We start from the raw sequence: 20,442 nt of genomic DNA on the forward strand, positions 1-20,442 counted from the left end.
GATCTTTGTTCAGGCTTCGGGAACGCCTTTTTCCCACGCCGACCAGTTCTTCAGAATTGCCTGCACCAGCGGATTACCGGTGCGATACAGGTTCTCCAGCGCCGGCACAAATCCGCCCTGGTCCGCATACTTCAGCAGGTTGTCCACTTCGCTGTAGCCCGGGTACGGCCGATCAAAGTCGGAACCGGCCCGCACCACCGCCAGGCGATTGATATCCACCAACCCTTCACGGCTGGCCCGCAGCAACGCTTCATAGGTGGAGTTGTCTTCCTGCTGGGTGGTGCAGTACACGCCTTTATTGTCCGTCAGCAATTTGGTCCAGACCTCGGCGCGCTCACTCAGGCGCGTCCCGGAGAACCAGGTATTGCCCGCCAGGGTGTCGCACCGGGTGACCTGCGGCGGCTGATTGGCCGGCGCGTACGGATAGTGTTTGCGCCAGGCCGTGGACTCCTTGCTTTCACTGAGCTCGACTTTTTGCGACAGCGCAAACGCCTTGGCTTGCAGCTTGGGATTGAGCTCGAACACTTCGGTCTTGTAGTCCAGCGGCGGCTTCTCGTTCGGCCCCTTGGTATTGATGCCGATATAGCCGGTCGGCCAGTCCTTCGGCGCGTCCCGTGAATCCAGTTCCCACTGGGTACCGAATTCCACCAGGTAATGCGCCCACGCGGCGGTGCCGATGGTGCCGTGGTGTGGGTTGATCCCGGCAATCCCGGCGATCAGGAAGTAGCTCTGGCGCAGGTCGAACTTGGGCGACAACGCCAGTGCCAGGGTCGAGGCGGCGGCGTTGGTCTGGCCCATGCCGGTGACCAGCAGGCACACGTCCTGAGTGTTGCAGCGAATCACCGGATACTCGGCCGACAAGCCCGGCACGCGTACTTCCTGCTTGAGCTCCAGGCGGTCGATCCAGTTCTGCGCCTCGGGGGCGAACATGGTGATCAGCATCACCTTGGGCTTGATCGGGGCCGGTGCATCGGCCAGCACGACCTGCGGCAACAGCGCCCCGGCGGCCAGGCCGATGGCGATTGAAAGGCGGGTAAAGGTCTTCATCTACTGCTCCTTGTTCACACTCAGAATTGATAGCCAACACCGGCGTAGTAACCCCAGCCGTTGGAGCGAGCGCGGAAATTGCCGTCGCCAAAGTTCAGCTCGCTGCCGTCTTCCCAGTTGCCGCCGTTGTGGAAGTAACGGCCTACCAGGGTGAAACGCAGGTGAGTGAACGAATACAACAGCACGTTTGTTGCAACCAGGGAGTTGGCGGTGCGCGCGGGGTTGTCTTTGTGCAGATCCGAGCCGAAATCGTAGTTGGTGAAGCCGATATAGGTCAGCGACGCACCATTGTCGAAGCTGCCGATGGGCACGATGTATTTCATCTGCGCACGGTAGCCGTCCCATGAGTATTCGTTGCTGGCGCCGTAGTTTTCCCACTGGTAACGGCCATAGAAGTTGGCCGACAGGTTGACCCGCGAGTGGGTCTCGATGTCGGTGCCCAGGCCGCTGTACAAGGTGTTGGCACGGTTGTCCTTGTTGCTGCCGTGGTCGTAGATCCAGTCGAACGCCACATACCATTCCTTGAACGGGCCGATGGCCAGGCTGCGACCGGCCAGGTAGTCGATGGAGATGCGCGGTTCGTGCTCCATGAACACCGGCGAGCCGTGGTCCCACGCGCCTTTGTCATTGCTGTTGCCGATCCCGAAGATCTTCGGGATGTCGACGTAGCCATACAGTTCGAACGGGCCCTTGCGGCCGAAGTATTCGTACTCCAGGTACACGTCATCGGCGGGTTTGGGGCCGAAGCTGATGTCTTTGCTGCCGATCACCGTCAGGTCCTGGTTGAACCAGTCCGACAGGTACACGCCTTTTTTCGACGGGCTGGCTTCCGGGGCCAGGGCTTCGCCCTGTGCTGAGTCATCGGTGGGTTTTTCCTGCGCCAAAATGGGTCCGCTGAGTACTCCCGTAACGGCAGCCAGTAGCAGGGAAACAGCAAAAGGGGTAGCCGACGCGGATCGTCTGGAAGTGGGTTGCATTGAAAATCCCTGTTCGTACGCGGTTGGGGCCCGATTCTTCGGGTTGAGGTGAACCTGGTTGCCAAGTTCGTTCCGCAAACGTTTGCACAGGTTGTACCAATTTGTGTCAATTGCATGAAGGAATTGAGAAAAGTGGGAAATAGTCGGCCTTTTGGTCAGAAACGTAACGGACCGGGTAAAGGCGTGTGTGGCATCCTGCAGGACCTCGCACTGGGAGTCGCCCGATGTTCGATCACTATTTGAAACGCTGGAACCTGACACCCGAGGGTGACGCCATCATCACCCCCGGCAGCGACCTGCTGCCGGTGCGCTGGGACGGGCAGCCGGCGATGCTCAAGATCGCCCGCGAGCCCGAGGAAAAGCTCGGCGGCGAATTGATGACTTGGTGGGCCGGCAAGGGCGCCGCCCGCGTGTTTTTCCATGACGGCGATGCCGTGGTGATGGAGCGCGCAACCGGCCCGGGTTCGCTGATGCACATGGCCCTCAACGGCCAGGACGATGAAGCCAGCCGCATTGCCTGCGCCACCGTGGCGTTGTTGCATGCGCCGCGCCCGTCGCCACCGGCGGGCTTGCACTCATTGGAGCTCTGGTTCCGCTCCCTGTGGCTCGCCGCTGAGGGTAAAGGCGGGCGGATACGCGAGTGTGCCGCCACGGCGCGCAGCCTGCTGGCGTCACCTCAGGAACCGGTGGTGCTGCACGGTGATGTGCACCACGACAACATCCTCGATTTCGGCCCCCGGGGCTGGCTGGCGATTGATCCCAAGCGGGTGGCCGGCGAGCGTGGCTATGACTACGCGAATTTGATCTGCAATCCGGATTTGCCCACTTGCACCGATCCGGCGCGATTTACACGCCAGGTCGAGACCATCGCCGGGGCTGCGGGCCTGGAGCGCCAGCGCCTGTTGCAATGGGTGGTGGCGCACGCCGGTTTGTCGGCGGCGTGGTTTCTGGAGGATGACCAGCGACACCGCGCCGATGGGGAGCTGGAAGTGGCACGCCTGGCTCAATGCGCCTTGGTAAACGGCAGCGCCTGATCACCATTGCGGTTAAACAGGTACATCGCGGTTTCCCGGCGATATTCGCTGGGCGTCTGGTTCATCTCGATGCGAAAGTGCCGGTTGAAGTTGGAGAGGTTGGCGTAGCCCACTTCAAAGCAGATATCGGCCACTGACATCTCGCTTTGCAGCAACAGGCGGCAGGCGCGCTGCACCCGGAACTTGCGCATCAGGTCGATAAAGCCGTGACCGGTGACGCGCTTGAAAAAACGCGAGAAGCCCGGTTCGCTCATGTCCAGCCGTTGGGCGATCACCGACAGCCGCAGGTCGCCGGTCAATTCCGTCATCAGGTATTCGAAGGCCTTGTGGATACGCTCCGAGCTGCGCGCATCCAGGCTTGGCGTGTAGCAGGCACTGGCCAGGCAATGGGCTTCCCCGGAGGGTGCCTGCCCCAAGGTATGCAGTAACTGGATGAACAGAATCAGGCGCGCCAGGCCCTCGGCGGGGCCGATGGCCTCCAGCAGGTGCGCAGCCTTCAGGGCGGTTTCACCGGTGAATTCCAGGCCGCGCCGGGCCCGGTCAAACAGGCCTTGCAGGTCGCCCAGCTCAGGCAGCGTGGTGCGCAGGGCCAGCAATGCGGCGCCGTCGAACTGCAACACCACATCGCGCCCCGTCAGGTACTCGCCGGGGGTCAGGTCGCCGATCCAGTCGTGGGGCAGGTCGGGGCCGATCAGTGCGACATGGCCGGCGCCAAACGCACCGATATAGTCGCCCGCCACGAGCTTGCCGCTGCCCTGGCGGATCAGGTGGATTTCAAATTCGGGGTGATGGTTCCAGCGGGCCAGCTCGAACGGATAGTCATGTTCGTACCAGCGAAAGCCATGCTCGGGCTCGGCCAGAATCACTTCCAGCTCGGCGGGGCGCTGCTCGAAAAGGGCGGATCGGCTTGCAGGCATGGGCTTGGCCCTTCTGGGCTTTTTGGAATGGCACCAAAATACGCCCTTTGTCCAAGTAGCCGCTACCCCGGGTTTTGCCCGCCACTGATACTTTTTTGATCTTGGCGATGCGGTTAAAAAAGTATCAGCCGGGCATCCGCCAGTCGTTTGTCCGGCGTTGGGCAAGCTGCTGTAATCGGGCCGTCAACAACAAAAACAATAAGTGGAAACCGCCATGCTCAAGATTCCGAAAGCGCTGTTCCTGCTCTCCGGCCTCACGCTCGCGATGGCCGCCCATGCTGCCGAAACCGTGACCATCGCCACGGTCAACAACAGCGACATGATCCGCATGCAGCGCCTGTCCAAGGTGTTCGAAGAGCAGCACCCCGAGGTGAAACTCAATTGGGTGGTGCTCGAAGAAAACGTCCTGCGCCAACGCCTCACCACCGACATCGCGACCCAGGGCGGCCAATTCGACGTACTGACCATCGGCACCTACGAAACCCCGTTGTGGGGCGCCAAGCACTGGCTGGAACCGATCACGCCGCTGCCCGCCGACTACGACGTGGAAGACATCTTCCCCGCGGTACGCCAGAGCCTGTCGGTGAACAACACCCTCTACGCCTTGCCGTTCTATGGCGAAAGCACCGTCACTTATTACCGCACCGACCTGTTCAAGCAGGCCGGCCTGGCGATGCCCGAGCATCCGACCTGGACCCAGCTGGGCGAGTTCGCCGCCAAGCTCAACCAGCCCGCCAAGGACCAATACGGCATGTGCCTGCGGGGCAAGGCCGGCTGGGGTGAAAACATCGCGTTGCTGAGCACCATGGCCAACGCCTTTGGTGCGCGCTGGTTCGACGAACAATGGAAACCCGAGCTGACCAGTCCCGAGTGGACGGCGGCGGCGAACTTCTACGTCAACACCCTGAAAAACTATGGCCCGCCGGGCGTCTCCAGCAACGGTTTCAATGAAACCCTGGCGCTGTTCAACAGCGGCAAATGCGCGATCTGGGTCGACGCCAGCGTTGCCGGCTCGTTCACCACCGACAAAACCCAAAGCAAAGTCGCCGACAGCGTGGGTTTTGCCGCCGCACCGACCGAGGTCACCGACAAGGGTTCGTCGTGGCTGTACGCCTGGTCCCTGGCAATCCCGGCCACCTCCAAACACAAGGATGCCGCCAAGGCCTTCATCACCTGGGCCACCTCCAAGGAATACATCCAGCTGGTAGCGGATAAGGACGGCATCACCAACGTACCGCCGGGCACGCGCCAGTCCACCTACAACGCGGCGTACCTGGCCGCAGCGCCGTTCGCCAAGGTGATCTTGCAGATGATGCAACACGCCGACCCCGCGCACCCGTCGGCCAAACCCGTGCCGTACGTGGGCATCCAATACGTGACGATCCCCGAGTTCCAGGCCATCGGCACCTCGGTGGGCAAGCTGTTTTCGGCAGCGCTCACCGGCGGCATGACGGTCGACAAGGCACTGGCCGAGGCGCAGTCCACCACCGAGCGTGAAATGAAACGCGCCGGCTACCCGAAATAATCACCTCAGGGACACTGCATTGATGAAACGACTGGAAGGTAAAAGTGCGCTGGTCACCGGCAGCGCGCGGGGCATTGGCCGGGCGTTTGCCCAGGCCTACATCAACGAAGGCGCGACCGTCGCCATCGCCGACATCAACCTGGAGCGGGCGCAGGCCACCGCCACGGAGCTGGGCCCGAAAGCCTACGCGGTGGCGATGGATGTCACCGACCAGGCGTCCATCGATGCCGCGATTGCCGCCGTGGTGGCGCAGGCCGGCAAGCTCGACATCCTGATCAACAACGCCGCCTTGTTCGACCTGGCGCCCATCACCGACATCACCCGCGAGAGCTTCGACCGGCTGTTCTCGATCAACGTCGCCGGTACGTTGTTCACCTTGCAGGCGGCGGCCCGGCAGATGATCAAGCAGGGGCATGGCGGCAAGATCATCAACATGGCCAGCCAGGCCGGGCGCCGGGGTGAGCCTCTGGTGGCGGTGTACTGCGCGACCAAGGCGGCGGTGATCAGCCTCACGCAATCGGCGGGACTGAATCTGATCAAGCAGGGCATCAACGTGAACGCCATCGCGCCGGGAGTGGTGGACGGCGAGCATTGGGACGGGGTGGACGCGATGTTTGCCAAGCACGAAGGGCTACCGCTGGGCGAGAAGAAAAAGCGCGTAGGAGCAGAGGTACCGTTTGGGCGGATGGGGACTGCCGAGGATTTGACCGGAATGGCGGTTTTCCTCGCGTCCAAAGAAGCCGACTACGTGGTTGCCCAGACCTACAACGTCGACGGCGGCAACTGGATGAATTGAGCGGGACGCAGCTCCTCGAACCATCGCAGATCAAAAAAGGTGGGAGCGGGCTTGCTCGCGAAAGCGGTGTATCAGTCAATCTATCCGGCGACTGACACTCCGCATTCGCGAGCAAGCCCGCTCCCACAGTTGATCTTCATTGTCCTGAAAAGGGGGCTTGGTCTTATTCGGCAAAGCTGCGATCAAAGAAGTACACCGCCCCAGGCTTCAGATTCTCCACTGTCGCCTGCGGCCGTCCGCCCTCGCCATGCTTCTTGCGCCCCGTCTCCCGCAAAAAACCGGTCTCGGTCAACTTCAGCAACCGCTGGCGAATACTGGTCTTCAGCACCGGCCGCGCCAATACCAGCGAAAAGATCGTAGTCGCCTCCGGCGCACTGAACTCATTGCCCAAAAACATCAATGGCAAGCTGCTGTACAGCGACTTGGAAAACAGCCTTTCCTGTACCGCTGCCACAATCGCGTTGTGATCGAAGGGCAGCTTGACCCCGCCAGTCGCCACGGCATCAACAGAGCACCACTTTTGATGCCCCCCCAGCTCCACCTCATCAGCCACGATCGCCAGGTAATAGGTCGACGACGACCAGCAGCGCGGATCGCGAAACGCATCGCCCACCGTCCCCACTTGCTCATACCAGGCCAGCGGCAACCCAACCTTGTCACTGGCCCGCAACCGCTCCACGGCATCCTGCAGGCTCAGATCTTGCACGCCGCCATTCACCACTACACCGGGCAAGGCCCAGTGCCCGGCGAAGGGCTCGGCGTCGCGCTGGTTGAGCAATATCTTCAGTTCCCCGGATGCACGGCAATAGAACAGCACGCACAAGTCCACGGTGTGCAGGTAGGCGCTAAGGGTTGGGGCGTGGTCTGGCATGTCGGGTCCTGTGGGCAGCGGTGGGGCACAGTCTAACGGATCAAACGGGTACGTCGTGTACTTGATCCAGGATAGATAACAAAATGTTCCTTGCCATGAAAGTACATGACGTGTACTTTTATGTTCAGGCCACAGGAGAACACGACCATGACCGTCTCTAAGAACGCTATCGCCTCATTCGACGTTGACGCCCAGAAGAGCTTCACACCGCTGTGCCCCAACGAATTGCCGGTCGCTGGCGGTGACCAGATCGGCGCCGAGCTCAATTACATGGCCAGCCTCGCCGCGCGCCGTGTCGGCAGCAAGGACGCCCATACCCCGCACGCGCCCTGGGTGGTGCAACAGCACAGCGAGATGCTGCAACCCACCGGGCTGATACATGCCGATGTCACCTGGGTCGCCCACTGTGTGCCCGGCACCGAAGGTTTCACCCTGTTGGACGAATTGCCCACGCCCTATGACTACGACTACTTCATCTGGAAGGGCGTCGAACCCGACCTGCATCCCTACGGTGCCTGCTACCACGACCTCCACGACAAACTCTCCACCGGCGTTATCGAATACCTCAATGCCCAAGGCATCCAGCGTGTGATTGTCGGCGGCCTGGCCCTGGACTACTGCGTCAAGACCACCGCCTTGCAACTGCTCAAGGCCGGTTTCGAGGTGATCCTGCACCTGCCGGCATGCCGTGGCATCAGCGAGGAGGGCGGTGTGCAGGCGGTCAGCCATTTGCAACAAGCAGGCGTTGTAATTACCCGCAATCGGGAAGAACTGGCCGCGATGGCCGCGCGTTAAGGAGTACCTCATGGAAAGTGCATACGACTACGAAAACGCTGTGATCCAGGGCCTGCTGGACACCGACTACTACACCTTCACCATGATGCAGGCCGTGTTGCACCAGCACCCGAATGTCGATGTGGAATACCAGTTCATCGTCCGCTCCAGAGAGAAACTGGGGCACCTGATTCCCGAGCTGCGGGTGGAGCTGGAAAAACTCGCCGGCCTCAGCATGCGCGAAGGCGAGCTGCGCTTTCTGTTCAACCAGCGCCGTGAGTACTTGACCCCGGATTTCGAGCGCTTCCTGGGGCTGTTCCGCTTCAACCTGCGCTATATCCACGTCAGTGAAATCGACGGCCAACTGAACGTCCGCGTGGTCGGCCCGATGCTGCACTGCATCATGTTCGAACAGCCGGTATTGGCCCTGGTCAGCGAGCTGCGCAACCGCGACAAATACCCCGACGTCAGCCTCGAAGACGTCACCCGCAAGCTCTACCAGAAATTCGACTGGCTGGAGAAAAACCTCACCCGCGACGAACTGGCCGACCTGCGTGTCTCGGACTTCTCCACCCGCCGGCGGTTGTCGTTCAAGGCCCAGCGTGAAGTGGTCGACATCATGCGCCGCGACTTTCCCGGCCAGTTCATCGGCACCAGCAACGCGCACCTGGCCTACGAATTCGACCTGCCGCTGATCGGCACCATGGCCCACCAGTGGCTGATGGTGCACCAGCAACTGGGGCGGCTGCGGGAAAGCCAGAATGCGGCGCTGGAAAACTGGGTGCGCGAATACCGTGGGCGCTTGGGTATCGCCCTGACCGACTGCATCAGCACCGACTTTTTCCTCAAGGATTTCGACCTGTACTTTGCCAAGCTGTACGACGGTTTGCGCCAGGACTCCGGTGACCCGATCGTCTGGGCCGACAAGGTGTTGGCCCGCTACAAGGAGCTGGGCATCGACCCGATGACCAAGGACCTGATGTTCTCCGATGGCCTGAATTTCGAGAAATGCCTGCCGATCCTGCGGCACGTGCGGGGCAAGGCCAAGTTCGGCTTTGGCATGGGCACCAGCCTGGCCTGTGATGTCGACGGAGTGGAGCCGCTGAGCATCGTGATGAAACTGGTGCGGGTGCACGGTGAGCCGGTGGTGAAATTCTCCGATGACCCGATCAAGAACGTCTGCGAAGACGCCTCGTTCCTGCAGTATGCGGCGCAGGTGTTTAACGTCGGCAACGTCAATCCGCAACTGGGGGTGTGACATGGACACTCAGGCACGTATCGCACAAGAACTGAAGATCAACCGGCTGCTCGGCAAGGGGGGCGAGGGCGCTGAGCTGCAACGGCGCATCGACTTCATCAAGGGCACCTTGCGCCAGTCCGGCTGCCATGCGCTGGTGCTGGGCATCAGCGGCGGTGTCGACTCACTGACCGCCGGGCGCCTGTGCCAACTGGCAGTGGAACAACTGCGCAACGAAGGCTACGAGGCGCGGTTTATTGCCATGCGCCTGCCCTATAAAACCCAGGCGGACGAGCGCGACGCCCAGGCTTCCCTGGACTTTATCGCACCGGACCGGATCGAGACGCTGAACATCGCCGCCTGCGTCGACGGGCTGATGGGCAGTCTGTCTGCCGCGCAAGCCAGCGCCGAACGCATCGACTTTATCAAGGGCAACGTCAAGGCCCGGGCGCGGATGATGGCGCAGTACGCCGTGGCGAACCTGCACAACGGCCTGGTGGTGGGCACCGACCATGGCGCGGAGGCGCTGATGGGGTTTTTCACCAAGTTCGGTGACGGCGCCTGCGACCTGGCGCCGCTCTCAGGGCTGACCAAGACCCAGGTGCGCCTGCTGGCCAGCGCCCTTGGCGGGCCACGGCAGTTGGTGGCCAAGGCACCGACTGCCGACCTGGAAGAACTGGCACCGGGCAAGCCGGATGAGTTGGCGTATGGCTGCAGCTATGACGAGATCGACCGCTACCTGATGGGCGAGGCAGTGAGTGAGCGGGTGAGGACGATTGTCGAGAGCGCCTACCTCAAGACCGCCCACAAGCGAGCATTACCGGCTGTTCCCGACTAGGGTTTCCTGCTCCTTCCCGGCACTGTTGACGTTGACCGTACGCGCCACGCTCACGCGGTCACCGTCAAACCCGCATACCACCCGATCGCGAAACGCGGTTTGCGGGTAGATCCAGGTCATCTCCAGCGTCCTGGTATCCACCCAGCGCGCGCCGGCAACGATCTGCGCATCCTTGAATTCATAACCGTGGTGCAACGCCCGGCCCGGCATGTTGGTGGTGCCGGCGATCCAGTGATCAATCCCCACCTCTAGGGCATGAGTCGCCTTGCTGTCGGTCAGTTGGAAGCGCAGTACATTGCCTTCGACGGCGAACGCCAATTGCTGCACATCCAGGCCGTTGGGCTCTACCTGATACACGCCCGTGAAATCTCTCGGCCCTGCACACGCTGAAAGCAACTCAGGCCGCTGTGCCATGCTCGCCAGACGTTGCTGCAACCGTGCATCCGCTTCGGCTTTGACCGTGCAATCATCGCCAAACGCCGCCGGAAAATGCCGCTCGACAAACGGAATCAGCTCCGCCGAATTCTTCATCCCGCCGATCACCACCAGCGTTGCACCGTACTCGCGGAACACCATCGCCATCTGCACAAACACCCCGACAGCGCTGAAGGCGTGTGCCGGTTTCATCATCCAGTGATAACCGTAGCGGCTGTCCGGCCCGCCTTGTGGTCGGGTGGCCGCTGCAACCCAGGCCGCCGGTAGAACCTGCTTGCCATCCCACACGCCGCCTTGTGCATGCAGCACACCCAGCTTGAGCATGGCCGAGGTCGGCGCCTTCAAGCCATTGCCGCCGGGATTCACGCCATCGGGGCCGATGTCCCAGCTTTCATTATGGATCTCCAGCGGTACAAACAGCCGGGGCTTGAGGTACGCGTGCAAGGTTTGCCCGGTGACCTTGTTGATCAGCGCCGAGAGCATGTAGCTGGCCGCACTCGTATAGACGTAGGTGGTGCCCGGTGCATAGGCCAGCGGGATCTTGAAGAACTCGGCAATCCAGCTGGTCTCGATCCCCCGCCACACTGACCCCGAGGTATTGGTGGCGTGGCCGGTGCGCATGGTCAGTAGGTGTTCTACGGTCATGTCCGCCAGGCGCGGGTCGGCATCCACCGGCACACACTCCGCAAAGAACGCCACCAGCCGGTCATCCAGTTTCAGCAAGCCTTCATCCACGGCCAGGCCAATGGCGCAGGCGGTGAAGCTCTTGGCCACCGAGTGCAATACCCGCGGCTCGTTGGGGTCCACCGGCCAGCTCCAGCCTTCGGCGACCACGTGGCCGTGGCGGTGCAGCATCAGGCCTTGCAGGTCGAGGCCGGCCGCTTTCACTTCATCGAGAAAGGCAATCAGGTGCTCGGGATCAACGCCGACGCTGCTGGCGCTGGCGCGGGACAAACCATCGTAGGACATGGGCATAAACAGGCTCGTAGGGGGAGGGAAATCAACGGCTGCGGTGCACCAGCCGCGAATAGGAAATCAGCATGCTGGTCAGTTCCTGGCTGACGCTGGTGAGCGGCGACGAACGGCGGCTGATCAGGCATACATCGCGGGTCGCCAGCGGTTCTTCGATGGCGATGGTGGTCAGGGCGCTGGAGAACAGCTTCATCCCCGGCAGCATGCGCGGTTCGATGGTCAGGTAATCGGTTTCCGAAACGATGTGCAGGGTTTCCAGCAACGAATCAGTGGTGATCGCAATCTTTGGCGGCGCCAGGCCCTGGGTACGGAACAGCTCGATCAAGCGGTTCTCCGCGCCGCCCACTACGCCGGCCGGGCGTACGCTGATCCACTGGCAGTCGGTGAGGGCTTGCACGGATTTTGCGTGGGCCTGCGGGTGGCCCTTGCGCGCAATGATGCCGGCGTTTGAGCTGTAGAGGCGGTCGATGGCCAGGTCGATATCGGCCACGTTGGGCGCCAGCGGGCACAAGACGAAATCCAGGCGGCCATCGCGGACTTTTTCCACCAGGCCCTTGGTGGTGCCGCTGGCCACGTGCACCTGCATGCGCGGGAAGCGCTGGGTGAAGTTGCTTAGTACCGGCAGCAGCAATTCGGCCAAGGGTTCGGAGGTGACGCCCAGGGCGATATGGCCTTCGGGCTCGCCTTTCCAGGGTTGCAGGTCGAGCAGGGCGCGTTCGCAGTCGAGAGTGATGGAACGGGCACGGGCCAGGAACACCTCGCCGGCCGGGGTCAGGTTGATGCCTTGGTTGGAGCGTTGCAGCAGCACCACCCCGAGTTCCTTTTCGAGGGTCTGGATTGACTGGGTCAATGTGCTTTGGGCCACATCCAACTGGCGTGCGGCCGAGCGGAAGCTGCCTTTTTCAACCACGGAGCAGAACGCGCGAAGATGGGTGAGGGTCATGACGGTGGGCTCGCTCAGTGCTGCATTTAAACCATTGAATGCCAGCCAGCTTATCTGATGACTATAGGTGAGCACAGATCGGTCTGGATGATCGCGATCATTATTTCTGATCAGGAAAACCCCATCTTTTCCAGCTCAAGGCCCTGATTTCTCGGTACGGTAACGCCAGGGCAACCCACGGACGGTTGATGATCGGATAAACCGAGCCCGATCACTCGGAGCGTTCTTCTCAAGTTGATTGGGGGGCGAATAAGATCGGTCCAGGAACATTCGCAAACCGTAATCAGCGACTAAAACAACAACAACTATTCAGGTGTTCGGCCGTGCCTCTTTTTGGGTCCTGCCAGCGTCCGAACCCAAGCGTAAGGATCATTCAAGGTGCATTTATCATGAACAAGACTTTATTCCTGGCTGGCGCCTTGTCCGCCGCGCTGGTGGGCACTGCCCACGCCGAGAATCTATTGAAAGTCGCGTTGAACGCCGACATTCGCAGCACCGAGCCAGGCGTCAACCGTGACACCAATTCCGACGCCGTCATCTTGCACATTACCGAAGGACTGGTGGCCTTCCGTGAAGATGCCACCGTCGGCCCGCTGCTGGCCAAGGACGTGCAGGTGTCCGACGACGGCCTGCGCTACACCTTCCACCTGCGCAACGGGGTCAAGTTCCAGAACGGTGCGCCACTGACCTCCGCCGATGTGCTGTGGACCTGGAAACACTACCTCGACCCGAAAACCCAATGGCGCTGCGCCCCTGAATTCGACGGCCATGGCGGCGCGAAAATCGTCGACATGAGCGCCCCGGACCCACTCACCGTGGTGTTTACCCTGGACAAGCCCAACGGCCTGTTCCTCACCAGCACCGCGCTGCCGGAGTGCGGTGGCAGCGGCATCCTGCACCCCGACTCGGTGGTCGACGGCCAGTGGAAAGCCCCCATCGGCACCGGCCCGTTCCGCCTGGGCGAGTGGAAGCCCGGCCAATACATCGATCTGCTGCGCAACGCCAACTACACCCCGCGGGACGAGAAAGAGCCGGATGGCTACACCGGCAATAAAACCACGACCCTCGACCGCGTGCGCCTGCTGGTGATCCCGGACCCGGCGGCGGCCAAGGCGGCCTTGCTGTCGAAGAACGTCGACCTGCTGATTGACGTCACGCCGCTGGACGCCACCGAACTGGCTGCCAACCCCGGCATCAAGGTCACCTCCAGCGGCACCATGTCGGTCAACGCGTTGCTGTTCCAGACCCGCGACCCCTTGCTCAAAGATGTGCGCCTGCGCCAGGCCATCGCCCATTCGCTGGACTCCGCACAAATCGTCGCCGCCCTGACCGGTGGCCGTTCCCAGGCCAACAATTCGATGGTCGCCAGTGGCAGCCACTACCACCAGGCAATCGAGAACCAGGGCTTCGATTTCGACCCGGCCAAGACCGCCCAACTGCTGCGGGAAGCCGGCTATAAAGGCCAACCAATCAAACTGATCGTCAATAAGCGCTACGCCGCGATCTTCGACATGGGCGTGTTCGTGCAAGCCATGGCCAAGGCCAGCGGCATCAACCTGGAACTGGAAACCCTGGAGTGGGGCACCCAGCTGGAGCGCTACCAGACCGGCAACTACCAGATGATGGCGTTCCCGTATTCCGAACGCCTTGACCCGGCCCTGAGTTTCGACTCGATGACCGGCGACAAGGGCAAGGAAGCGCGCAAGGTCTGGGACAACCCCCAGGCCCAGGAATGGCTGCGTGAAGCCCAGCGCGAAGGCGATATCAGCAAGCGCCAGGCGCTGTTCGACCAACTGCATCAGCAGATGCTCAAGGACGTGCCGATGATCCCGATGTACAACGGCAACGCCATCGCCGCCAGCCGTGATTACGTCAAAGGCCTGCGCACCTGGCCGGTGTCCAAGCCGCGCCTGTGGACCGTCAGCGTGCCTGCGACCGGGAGTAACTGAGGATGTTGCGTTTCATCTTTCAACGGCTGGCGATGTCGATCCCGACCTTGCTGCTGATCTCGCTGATGGTGTTCGCGATCATCCGCCTGGTGCCCGGTGATCCGGCGCTGCTGATGCTCGGCGACATGGCCGATGCCCACAGCCTGGAGGTCGCCCGTGCGTCCCTGGGCCTGGACCAGCCGCTGCCGCTGCAGTTTGTGATCTGGCTCAAGGCGGTGCTCAGCGGCGACCTCGGGCATTCCATCACCACCAATGAAGCGGTGTTGCCGCTGATCCTTGACCGCTTCCAGGTGAGTGCCGGGATCGTGCTGGTCTCGGTGTTGCTCGCGGCGTTGATTGCGGTACCGGCGGGCTTGCTCTCGGCGTGGAAACAGAACAGTTCCCTGGACTTTGGCGTGGTCTCCACCGCGACCCTGTTGCTGTCGATCCCGAGTTTCTGGCTGGGCCTGCTGTTGCTCTACGCGTTCGGCATCAAGCTCGGCTGGCTGCCGGTGGTGGGTTATGTGTCATTCGGCCAATCGCCGTGGCAGGCCTTGAGTTTTATCGTGCTGCCGATTGTCACGCTGACGTTGGTGGAACTCGGCGCGATCACCCGCATGGCCCGGGCCAGTGCAATTGAAGTGCTGCGCCTGGAATACATCACCCATGCCCGCGCCAAGGGTTTGTCGGAGCGGGCGGTGTTGTGGCGCCATGCGCTGCGCAACTCGTTTGCACCGACCCTGACCCTGATCGGCCTGATCCTCGGCAACCTGCTCAGCGGCATCGCGGTGCTCGAAACCGTGTTCACCCTGCCAGGTATCGGCCGGCTGATGGTCGACGCCATCTACGCCCGGGACTACCCCGTGCTGCAAGGCTGCCTGCTGCTGGTGACCTTTGTTTATGTGCTGGTCAACCTGTTGGTGGACCTGCTGTACCCGCTCTTCGACCCCAGGGTTAAGTTATGAATAAGCCTCTACCTGTCGCACCCGAGGTGCTGTTGCCGGCACCGGCGCGTGCCCCCAGGGCCTGGCGTGTGCCGCCGCTGAACGCGCTGATCGGTGCGCTGCTGCTGGCCTTGTTGTTGATCATGGCCTTGCTGGGCCTGGTCTGGACGCCCCATGACCCGTTGGCCTTGAACCTGCTGGCGCGCTTGCAGGCGCCCACCGCCGCGCACTGGCTGGGCACTGACGAGTACGGTCGCGACGTGCTGAGCCGGCTGATGATCGGCGCGCACACCAGCCTGTGGGTGAGTGTGTTGACGGTGACGCTGGCGATCACCGCCGGCACGGTACTGGGCCTGCTGGCCGGGTTCCTGCGGGGCTGGGTCGACCGGGGCTTGATGATGGTCAACGATGCGTTGCTGGCGTTTCCCGGGATCCTGCTGGCCCTGGGCTTGATGGCGATCATCGGCCCGAGCCTGTACGGCATCGTGTTCGCCTTGAGCCTGGCCTACACACCGTCGGTGGTGCGGGTGGTGCGCGGCACGGTGTTGTCGTTGCGCGAGAAAGAGTTTGTCGAAGCCTCGCGGGTGATCGGTAACTCCGAGCTGTACACCATGCTGCGGCACATCGCGCCGAACTGCGTGGCGCCGGTGTGCGTGCTGGCCACCAGCATGTTCGGCTGGGCGATCCTGGCGGAAAGCTCCCTGAGCTTCCTCGGCCTGGGCGTCCCGCCGCCGGCCGCCACCTGGGGCAACATGCTCGCCGCCAGCCGGCCGTATATCGCCACGGCCAGCTGGCTGGGGCTGTTTCCCGGTGTCTGCATCGCCATGGCGTTGCTGGCGTTCAACCTGTGCGGCGATGCCTTGCGCGATCGTCTCGACCCGCGGATGAGTAAATGACCATGACTGACATCCTTCTGGCAGTCGACCAGCTGAAAATCCGCGTGGGGGCCAACGGCCCGCTGGCGGTCAACGACCTGAGCTTCACCATCGCCCCCGGCGAAATCGTGGCGCTGGTGGGCGAGTCCGGCAGCGGCAAGACCATGGCCGCCCGCGCCGCCATCGGCCTGTTGCCACCGCCGCTTGCACAATGCAGCGGCCAGGTGCGTTTCCAGGGCCATGACCTGGGCAGCCTTGCGCCTGAGCAACTGCGCCAGTTGCGTGGGGCGAAGATCGGCATGGTGTTCCAAGAACCCATGGTGTCCCTCAACCCGTCCATGAGCATCGGCGAGCAAATGGCCGAGGGCCTGCGCCTGCACACCAGGCTGAGCGATGCGCAGATCCGCGAGCGCAGCCTGGAGATGCTCGGGCATATCGGCATCAAGGACGCCGAGCGTTGCCTGGCGGCGTTTCCCCACGAGTTCTCCGGCGGCATGCGCCAGCGCATCATGCTCGCCTCGGTGATGCTGCTGCGCCCGGCCTTGCTGATTGCCGACGAGCCCACCACGGCCCTGGATTGCCTGGCGCAACTGGACGTGTTGAAACTGATGCTCGACCTTACGCGCGAGCAGGGCACGGCGATCCTGTTTATCAGCCACGACCTGTCGCTGGTGGCGCGCTACGCCGACAAAGTGGTGGTGATGCGCGAAGGCCGCGCGGTGGAGCAGGGCACCATCGAGCAGATCCTGCTGGCGCCCAAGGCCGAGTACACCCGGCAACTGCTCGAGGCCCTGCCGCGGCGCGGCACCCTGGCAGCCTTGCCCAAGGCGGACCGGCCGTTGCTGACGGTCAAGGACGTGTGCATCGAGCACCCGGGGCCGCGCAGCCTGTGGGGCCGCAGCCAGTTCAAGCGGGTGGTGCATGCGGCCAACCTGTCCATCGCCCCGGGGGAAACCCTGGCGCTGGTGGGCGGCAGCGGCTCGGGCAAGACCACCCTCGGCCGGGCGATTGTCGGCCTGAACAGCCCGTGTTCCGGTGCCATCGAGTTTGAGGGCGTGGACATTCTCAAGGCTGGCAACCGTGACCATCGCCTGCAATGCCAGATGATTTTCCAGGACCCGTATTCGTCCCTCGACCCGCGCATGAAGATTGGCGACATCCTCGCCGAACCCCTGCGCCATGTGCCCGGCATGACGCCCGCGCAGCGTCGTGAGCGGGTGGCGAAAACCCTGGTGGACATCGGCCTGGCGGAACAGTTTGTCGACCGCTTCCCGCACCAGTTGTCCGGTGGCCAGCGTCAACGCGTGGCCATTGGCCGGGCGCTGGTGCGGCACCCGCGACTGGTGATTGCCGATGAGCCGATCTCGGCGTTGGACATGACCATCCAGAAGCAGATCCTCGAGCTGTTCGAACGCCTGCAGGCGCAGTACGGTTTTGCCTGCCTGTTCATCTCCCACGACCTGGCGGCGGTGGAACGCATCGCCCACCGGGTGGCGGTGATGAGCGAGGGCAGGGTGGTGGAAATGGGTGCCCGCGACGAGATCTTCGACCGCCCGCAGCACCCCTATACCCGCAAGCTGCTGGCCGCCGCCAGCCCCTTGGAGAAACTTGAAAACGGTGGCTACCGCATCCGCCAGGGCCCCGTACCGCTAGCGCTGTAACCCAGGACTGACGTCACCCGCCGCGCAAATCGCCGATTTGCGCGAACGGCGAAGCCATGCCCGAAGAACAATAAAAACACCAACCCCCACCCCACTGCCAGGAGCTAAAAAAATGAAAAAATCCCTGACTCAACTCATCACCGGCGTCGGCGTTGTCAGCAGCGGGCTGGTCCCGTCACTGGCCCATGCAGACTTCATCAAGGACAGCAGCGGTACGCTGGACTTGAAGAACTACTACTTCAACCGTGACTACCGCGAGGCCGCTTCCCAGTCGATGCGCGCCGAGTGGGCCCAAGGTTTTATCCTCGGTATCAAGTCCGGTTTCACCGAAGGCACCGTGGGCTTCGGCCTGGACCTGACCGGCATGCTGGGGGTGAAACTCGACTCCAGCCCGGGGCTGTCCGGTACCGGTTTGCTGCAGCGTGACAGCGACAAGAATGTCTCCGACGAGTACTCCAAGCTTGGGGTGACCGCCAAGGCCCGCTTCGCCAAAAGCGAGCTGCGTGTGGGCTACCTGGTGCCGGACCTTCCGATCCTGCAACCCAACACCAGCCGTCTGTTTCCGCAGTCCTTCAGCGGCACCCAGCTGGTGTCCAACGATATCAGCAACCTGAAAATCACCCTCGGGCAGATCGACCAGGCCAAGGACCGTGACTCCACCAACTACGAAGACATGAAGCTGACTACGGTGAGCAAGGTCTACAAGAGCACCGCCCTGAGCGACCAGTTTCGCTTTGCCGGTGGCGACTACTCGCTGACCCCAAACACCTTGCTCAGCTACCACTTCGCGGCGCTGGACAGCATCTACCAGCAGCAATATGTGGGCTTCAAGAACAACTTCGGCCTGGGGCCGGGCACGCTGAAAACCGACGTGCGCTACTTCAAGTCGGACAAGGACGGCGCGGGCCTGGCGGGCAAGGTCGACAACAGCGCCTTGAGCAGCCGCCTGACCTACCAGTACGGCGGGCACAGCATCGGCGGCGGCTTCCAGCAGCAATACGGCACCACGCCGTTTACCTACCTGGACGGCTCCATCACCTACCTGTTCACCGAGTACCAGTTCAGCAACTTCACCCAAACCAGGGAGCGAGCCTGGCACGCCCGCTATGACTACAACTTCGCCGATCTCGGCTTGCCCGGCCTGTTGTTTGGGATCAAGTACGCCAAGGGTGATTCGGCTGAAGTGCTCGGTTTCAACCGCGAAGGCCGCGAGTGGGAGCGTGACCTGGACCTGGGCTACGTGGTGCAGAACGGGCCCTTCAAGGGCGTGTCGATGCGCTGGCGCAATGCGCTGAGCAAAGGCAACTACTTCAACGACGTTAACGAGAACCGCGTGATGCTGGGTTACACCCTGGCGCTCTGGTAACCACCCACTGTGGGAGCGGGGTTGCCCGCTCCCACACTGATCGGATTACCAGATCAAGATAGTGTGGGCCGCCCTTACAGACGATCACGCCGGCTCGTTAATATTTCTTCAGCGTTCATCACTCGAATATCGAGATTTCCGGTTTATGAAACTTAAATCACACCCCTTGCTGCAAGCGACACAAGGCACCCACAGGCACGTGGACAGTGAGCATTACGGTGCAATGGGTGCAAGTCGAAAAATCTATATCCAGGCGGCGCTGCATGCCGACGAAACCCCGGCGCTGCTGGTGGCCGCGCACCTGCGCCGGCAACTGGTAGAACTGGAAAATGCCAACCGGCTGAATGCGCAAATCGTGCTGGTGGCCGTGGCCAACCCCACCGGACTGAGCCAATACATCATGGGCGCGCCCAGCGGGCGTTTCGAACTGGGCAGCGGGCGTAATTACAACCGGGGCTTTCCGGTGCCGTACCAGGCAATCGCCGACAAGATCGAGCACCTGCTGGGCCAGGACATCGACGCCAACCGCCAACTGATCCGCCAGGCCTGGGGCGAATGTCTGCTGGACGCGGCGCCGCTGGACGAATTCCAGTCGCTGCAACGCACCCTGATGCTGCTGGCCCACGATGCCGACATCGTGCTGGACCTGCACTGCTCCCGCGAAGCGGCGATGCATGTGTACACCGGCGAGGCAGTGTGGGCGACCGTGGAGCCGCTGGCGCGCTACATCGGCTCTGAAGCCTCGTTGCTGGCCACCGATTCCCAGGCCAACTCGTTCGATGAGGCGCTGTACCTGCTGTGGGTCAACCTGCGTGAGCGGTTTGGCGATCGGTTTCCGATTCCGGACAGCAGCGTGGCGGTGACCGTCGAGCATCGTGGCCAGCGGGATGTGTCCTATGAACTGGCAGAACATGACGCCACGGCGATCATTGATTACCTGACCCACCTGGGCGCGGTTGAAGGCGCGCCACGGCCTTTGCCAGCCCTGCGTAACCCGGCGACGCCGTTGGCCGGCAGCGAACAGTTTTATGCGCCGTGCGCCGGGGTGCTGGTACACCGGGCGGCGGTGGGCAGTCGCATCGAGGCCGGGCAGGCGTTGTTCGATATCGTTGATCCCCACAGTGGGCAGGCCACCACGGTTTGCAGCCACAACACCGGCGTGTTGTACATGCGCCGTGACGTGCGCTTTGTGAAGCCGGGGGATCCGCTGGGCCGGGTGTCCGGTGCCACGCCGATTCGCAGCGGCAAGCTACTCAGCGCCTGATTTGCCAGCTATGGAATACGGTCAAAATGTGGGAGCGG

General features: G+C 62.4%; 18 protein-coding genes. 12 read left to right on the plus strand and 6 right to left on the minus strand.

Going from position 1 to position 20,442, the window contains the following annotated elements; genetic code table 11:
* Positions 1-9: 9 nt before the first annotated feature.
* Together HX805_RS19225 and HX805_RS19230 are read right to left on the minus strand one after the other, a co-directional pair.
* Positions 10-1,047: a purine nucleoside permease gene (locus HX805_RS19225; protein ID WP_177117193.1), complete on the minus strand. Its 1,038-nt coding sequence runs from the start codon at positions 1,045-1,047 to the stop codon at positions 10-12.
* Between the two features lie 20 nt (positions 1,048-1,067).
* Positions 1,068-2,024 carry a nucleoside-specific channel-forming protein Tsx gene (locus HX805_RS19230; protein ID WP_032899590.1) on the minus strand — a complete coding sequence of 319 codons (957 nt, stop codon included), beginning with the start codon at positions 2,022-2,024 and terminating at the stop codon, positions 1,068-1,070.
* A gap of 224 nt (positions 2,025-2,248) precedes the next feature.
* On the opposite strand from HX805_RS19230, the gene HX805_RS19235 reads away from it, so the two are divergent.
* Positions 2,249-3,058, plus strand: a complete 810-nt coding sequence (locus tag HX805_RS19235; protein WP_177117194.1) for an aminoglycoside phosphotransferase family protein — start codon at positions 2,249-2,251, stop codon at positions 3,056-3,058.
* Here the strand turns inward: HX805_RS19235 and HX805_RS19240 are convergent.
* Complete coding sequence (locus tag HX805_RS19240; protein ID WP_177117195.1) at positions 3,028-3,975, minus strand: AraC family transcriptional regulator; 948 nt, start codon at positions 3,973-3,975, stop codon at positions 3,028-3,030. The two genes, HX805_RS19235 and HX805_RS19240, sit on opposite strands and share 31 nt — an antisense overlap.
* Before the next feature lie 214 nt (positions 3,976-4,189).
* Here HX805_RS19240 and HX805_RS19245 point away from each other — a divergent pair, with 214 nt between their 5' ends.
* Both HX805_RS19245 and HX805_RS19250 read left to right on the plus strand, forming a co-directional pair.
* Positions 4,190-5,500, plus strand: a complete 1,311-nt coding sequence (locus tag HX805_RS19245) for a sugar ABC transporter substrate-binding protein (protein WP_177117196.1) — start codon at positions 4,190-4,192, stop codon at positions 5,498-5,500.
* A 22-nt stretch (positions 5,501-5,522) separates the two neighbouring features.
* Positions 5,523-6,296 (plus strand): L-iditol 2-dehydrogenase, encoded by a 774-nt coding sequence (locus tag HX805_RS19250; protein WP_177117197.1) that lies wholly within the window; start codon positions 5,523-5,525, stop codon positions 6,294-6,296.
* Positions 6,297-6,459: 163 nt separating this feature from the next.
* Here the strand turns inward: HX805_RS19250 and HX805_RS19255 are convergent, their stop codons facing one another.
* Entirely contained in the window at positions 6,460-7,167 is a 708-nt protein-coding gene (locus HX805_RS19255) for an NUDIX hydrolase (protein ID WP_177117198.1), read from the minus strand.
* 147 nt (positions 7,168-7,314) lie between these two features.
* Here HX805_RS19255 and HX805_RS19260 point away from each other — a divergent pair, with 147 nt between their 5' ends.
* Genes HX805_RS19260 through nadE form a run of 3 tightly spaced genes read left to right on the plus strand, consistent with a single transcriptional unit; the run spans position 7,315 to position 10,016 of the window.
* Entirely contained in the window at positions 7,315-7,962 is a 648-nt protein-coding gene (locus HX805_RS19260) for a nicotinamidase (RefSeq protein ID WP_177041680.1), read from the plus strand.
* 10 nt (positions 7,963-7,972) lie between these two features.
* Entirely contained in the window at positions 7,973-9,199 is a 1,227-nt protein-coding gene (gene pncB / locus HX805_RS19265; protein ID WP_003208126.1) for a nicotinate phosphoribosyltransferase, read from the plus strand.
* A 1-nt stretch (position 9,200) separates the two neighbouring features.
* Positions 9,201-10,016, plus strand: a complete 816-nt coding sequence (gene nadE, locus HX805_RS19270) for an ammonia-dependent NAD(+) synthetase (protein ID WP_177117199.1) — start codon at positions 9,201-9,203, stop codon at positions 10,014-10,016.
* Here nadE and HX805_RS19275 read toward each other — a convergent pair.
* Together HX805_RS19275 and HX805_RS19280 are read right to left on the minus strand one after the other, a co-directional pair.
* Positions 9,996-11,426 carry a serine hydrolase gene (locus HX805_RS19275; RefSeq protein WP_177117200.1) on the minus strand — a complete coding sequence of 477 codons (1,431 nt, stop codon included), beginning with the start codon at positions 11,424-11,426 and terminating at the stop codon, positions 9,996-9,998. The genes nadE and HX805_RS19275 overlap by 21 nt on opposite strands.
* A 25-nt stretch (positions 11,427-11,451) precedes the next feature.
* On the minus strand, positions 11,452-12,366 hold the full coding sequence (locus HX805_RS19280; RefSeq protein WP_003208132.1) for a LysR substrate-binding domain-containing protein: 915 nt from the start codon (positions 12,364-12,366) through the stop codon (positions 11,452-11,454).
* A gap of 389 nt (positions 12,367-12,755) precedes the next feature.
* Between HX805_RS19280 and HX805_RS19285 the strand changes: the two genes are divergently transcribed.
* From HX805_RS19285 to HX805_RS19310, 6 genes are all read left to right on the plus strand, one after another.
* Complete coding sequence (locus HX805_RS19285) at positions 12,756-14,315, plus strand: ABC transporter substrate-binding protein (RefSeq protein ID WP_177117201.1); 1,560 nt, start codon at positions 12,756-12,758, stop codon at positions 14,313-14,315.
* 2 nt (positions 14,316-14,317) lie between these two features.
* Positions 14,318-15,259, plus strand: coding sequence for an ABC transporter permease (locus HX805_RS19290; RefSeq protein WP_003208135.1), 942 nt, complete (start codon positions 14,318-14,320; stop codon positions 15,257-15,259).
* Positions 15,256-16,134 (plus strand): ABC transporter permease, encoded by an 879-nt coding sequence (locus HX805_RS19295; protein ID WP_168197512.1) that lies wholly within the window; start codon positions 15,256-15,258, stop codon positions 16,132-16,134. Before HX805_RS19290 ends, HX805_RS19295 begins: the two co-directional genes overlap by 4 nt.
* Entirely contained in the window at positions 16,131-17,774 is a 1,644-nt protein-coding gene (locus HX805_RS19300) for an ABC transporter ATP-binding protein (RefSeq protein ID WP_102369308.1), read from the plus strand. Before HX805_RS19295 ends, HX805_RS19300 begins: the two co-directional genes overlap by 4 nt.
* A 112-nt stretch (positions 17,775-17,886) precedes the next feature.
* Positions 17,887-19,140 (plus strand): OprD family porin, encoded by a 1,254-nt coding sequence (locus tag HX805_RS19305; RefSeq protein ID WP_008437109.1) that lies wholly within the window; start codon positions 17,887-17,889, stop codon positions 19,138-19,140.
* Between the two features lie 145 nt (positions 19,141-19,285).
* Positions 19,286-20,404, plus strand: coding sequence for a succinylglutamate desuccinylase/aspartoacylase family protein (locus HX805_RS19310; RefSeq protein ID WP_177117202.1), 1,119 nt, complete (start codon positions 19,286-19,288; stop codon positions 20,402-20,404).
* The last annotated feature ends 38 nt before the right edge of the window (positions 20,405-20,442 follow it).

It is taken from the genome of Pseudomonas sp. G5001, assembly GCF_013385475.1.
GTDB lineage: Bacteria > Pseudomonadota > Gammaproteobacteria > Pseudomonadales > Pseudomonadaceae > Aquipseudomonas.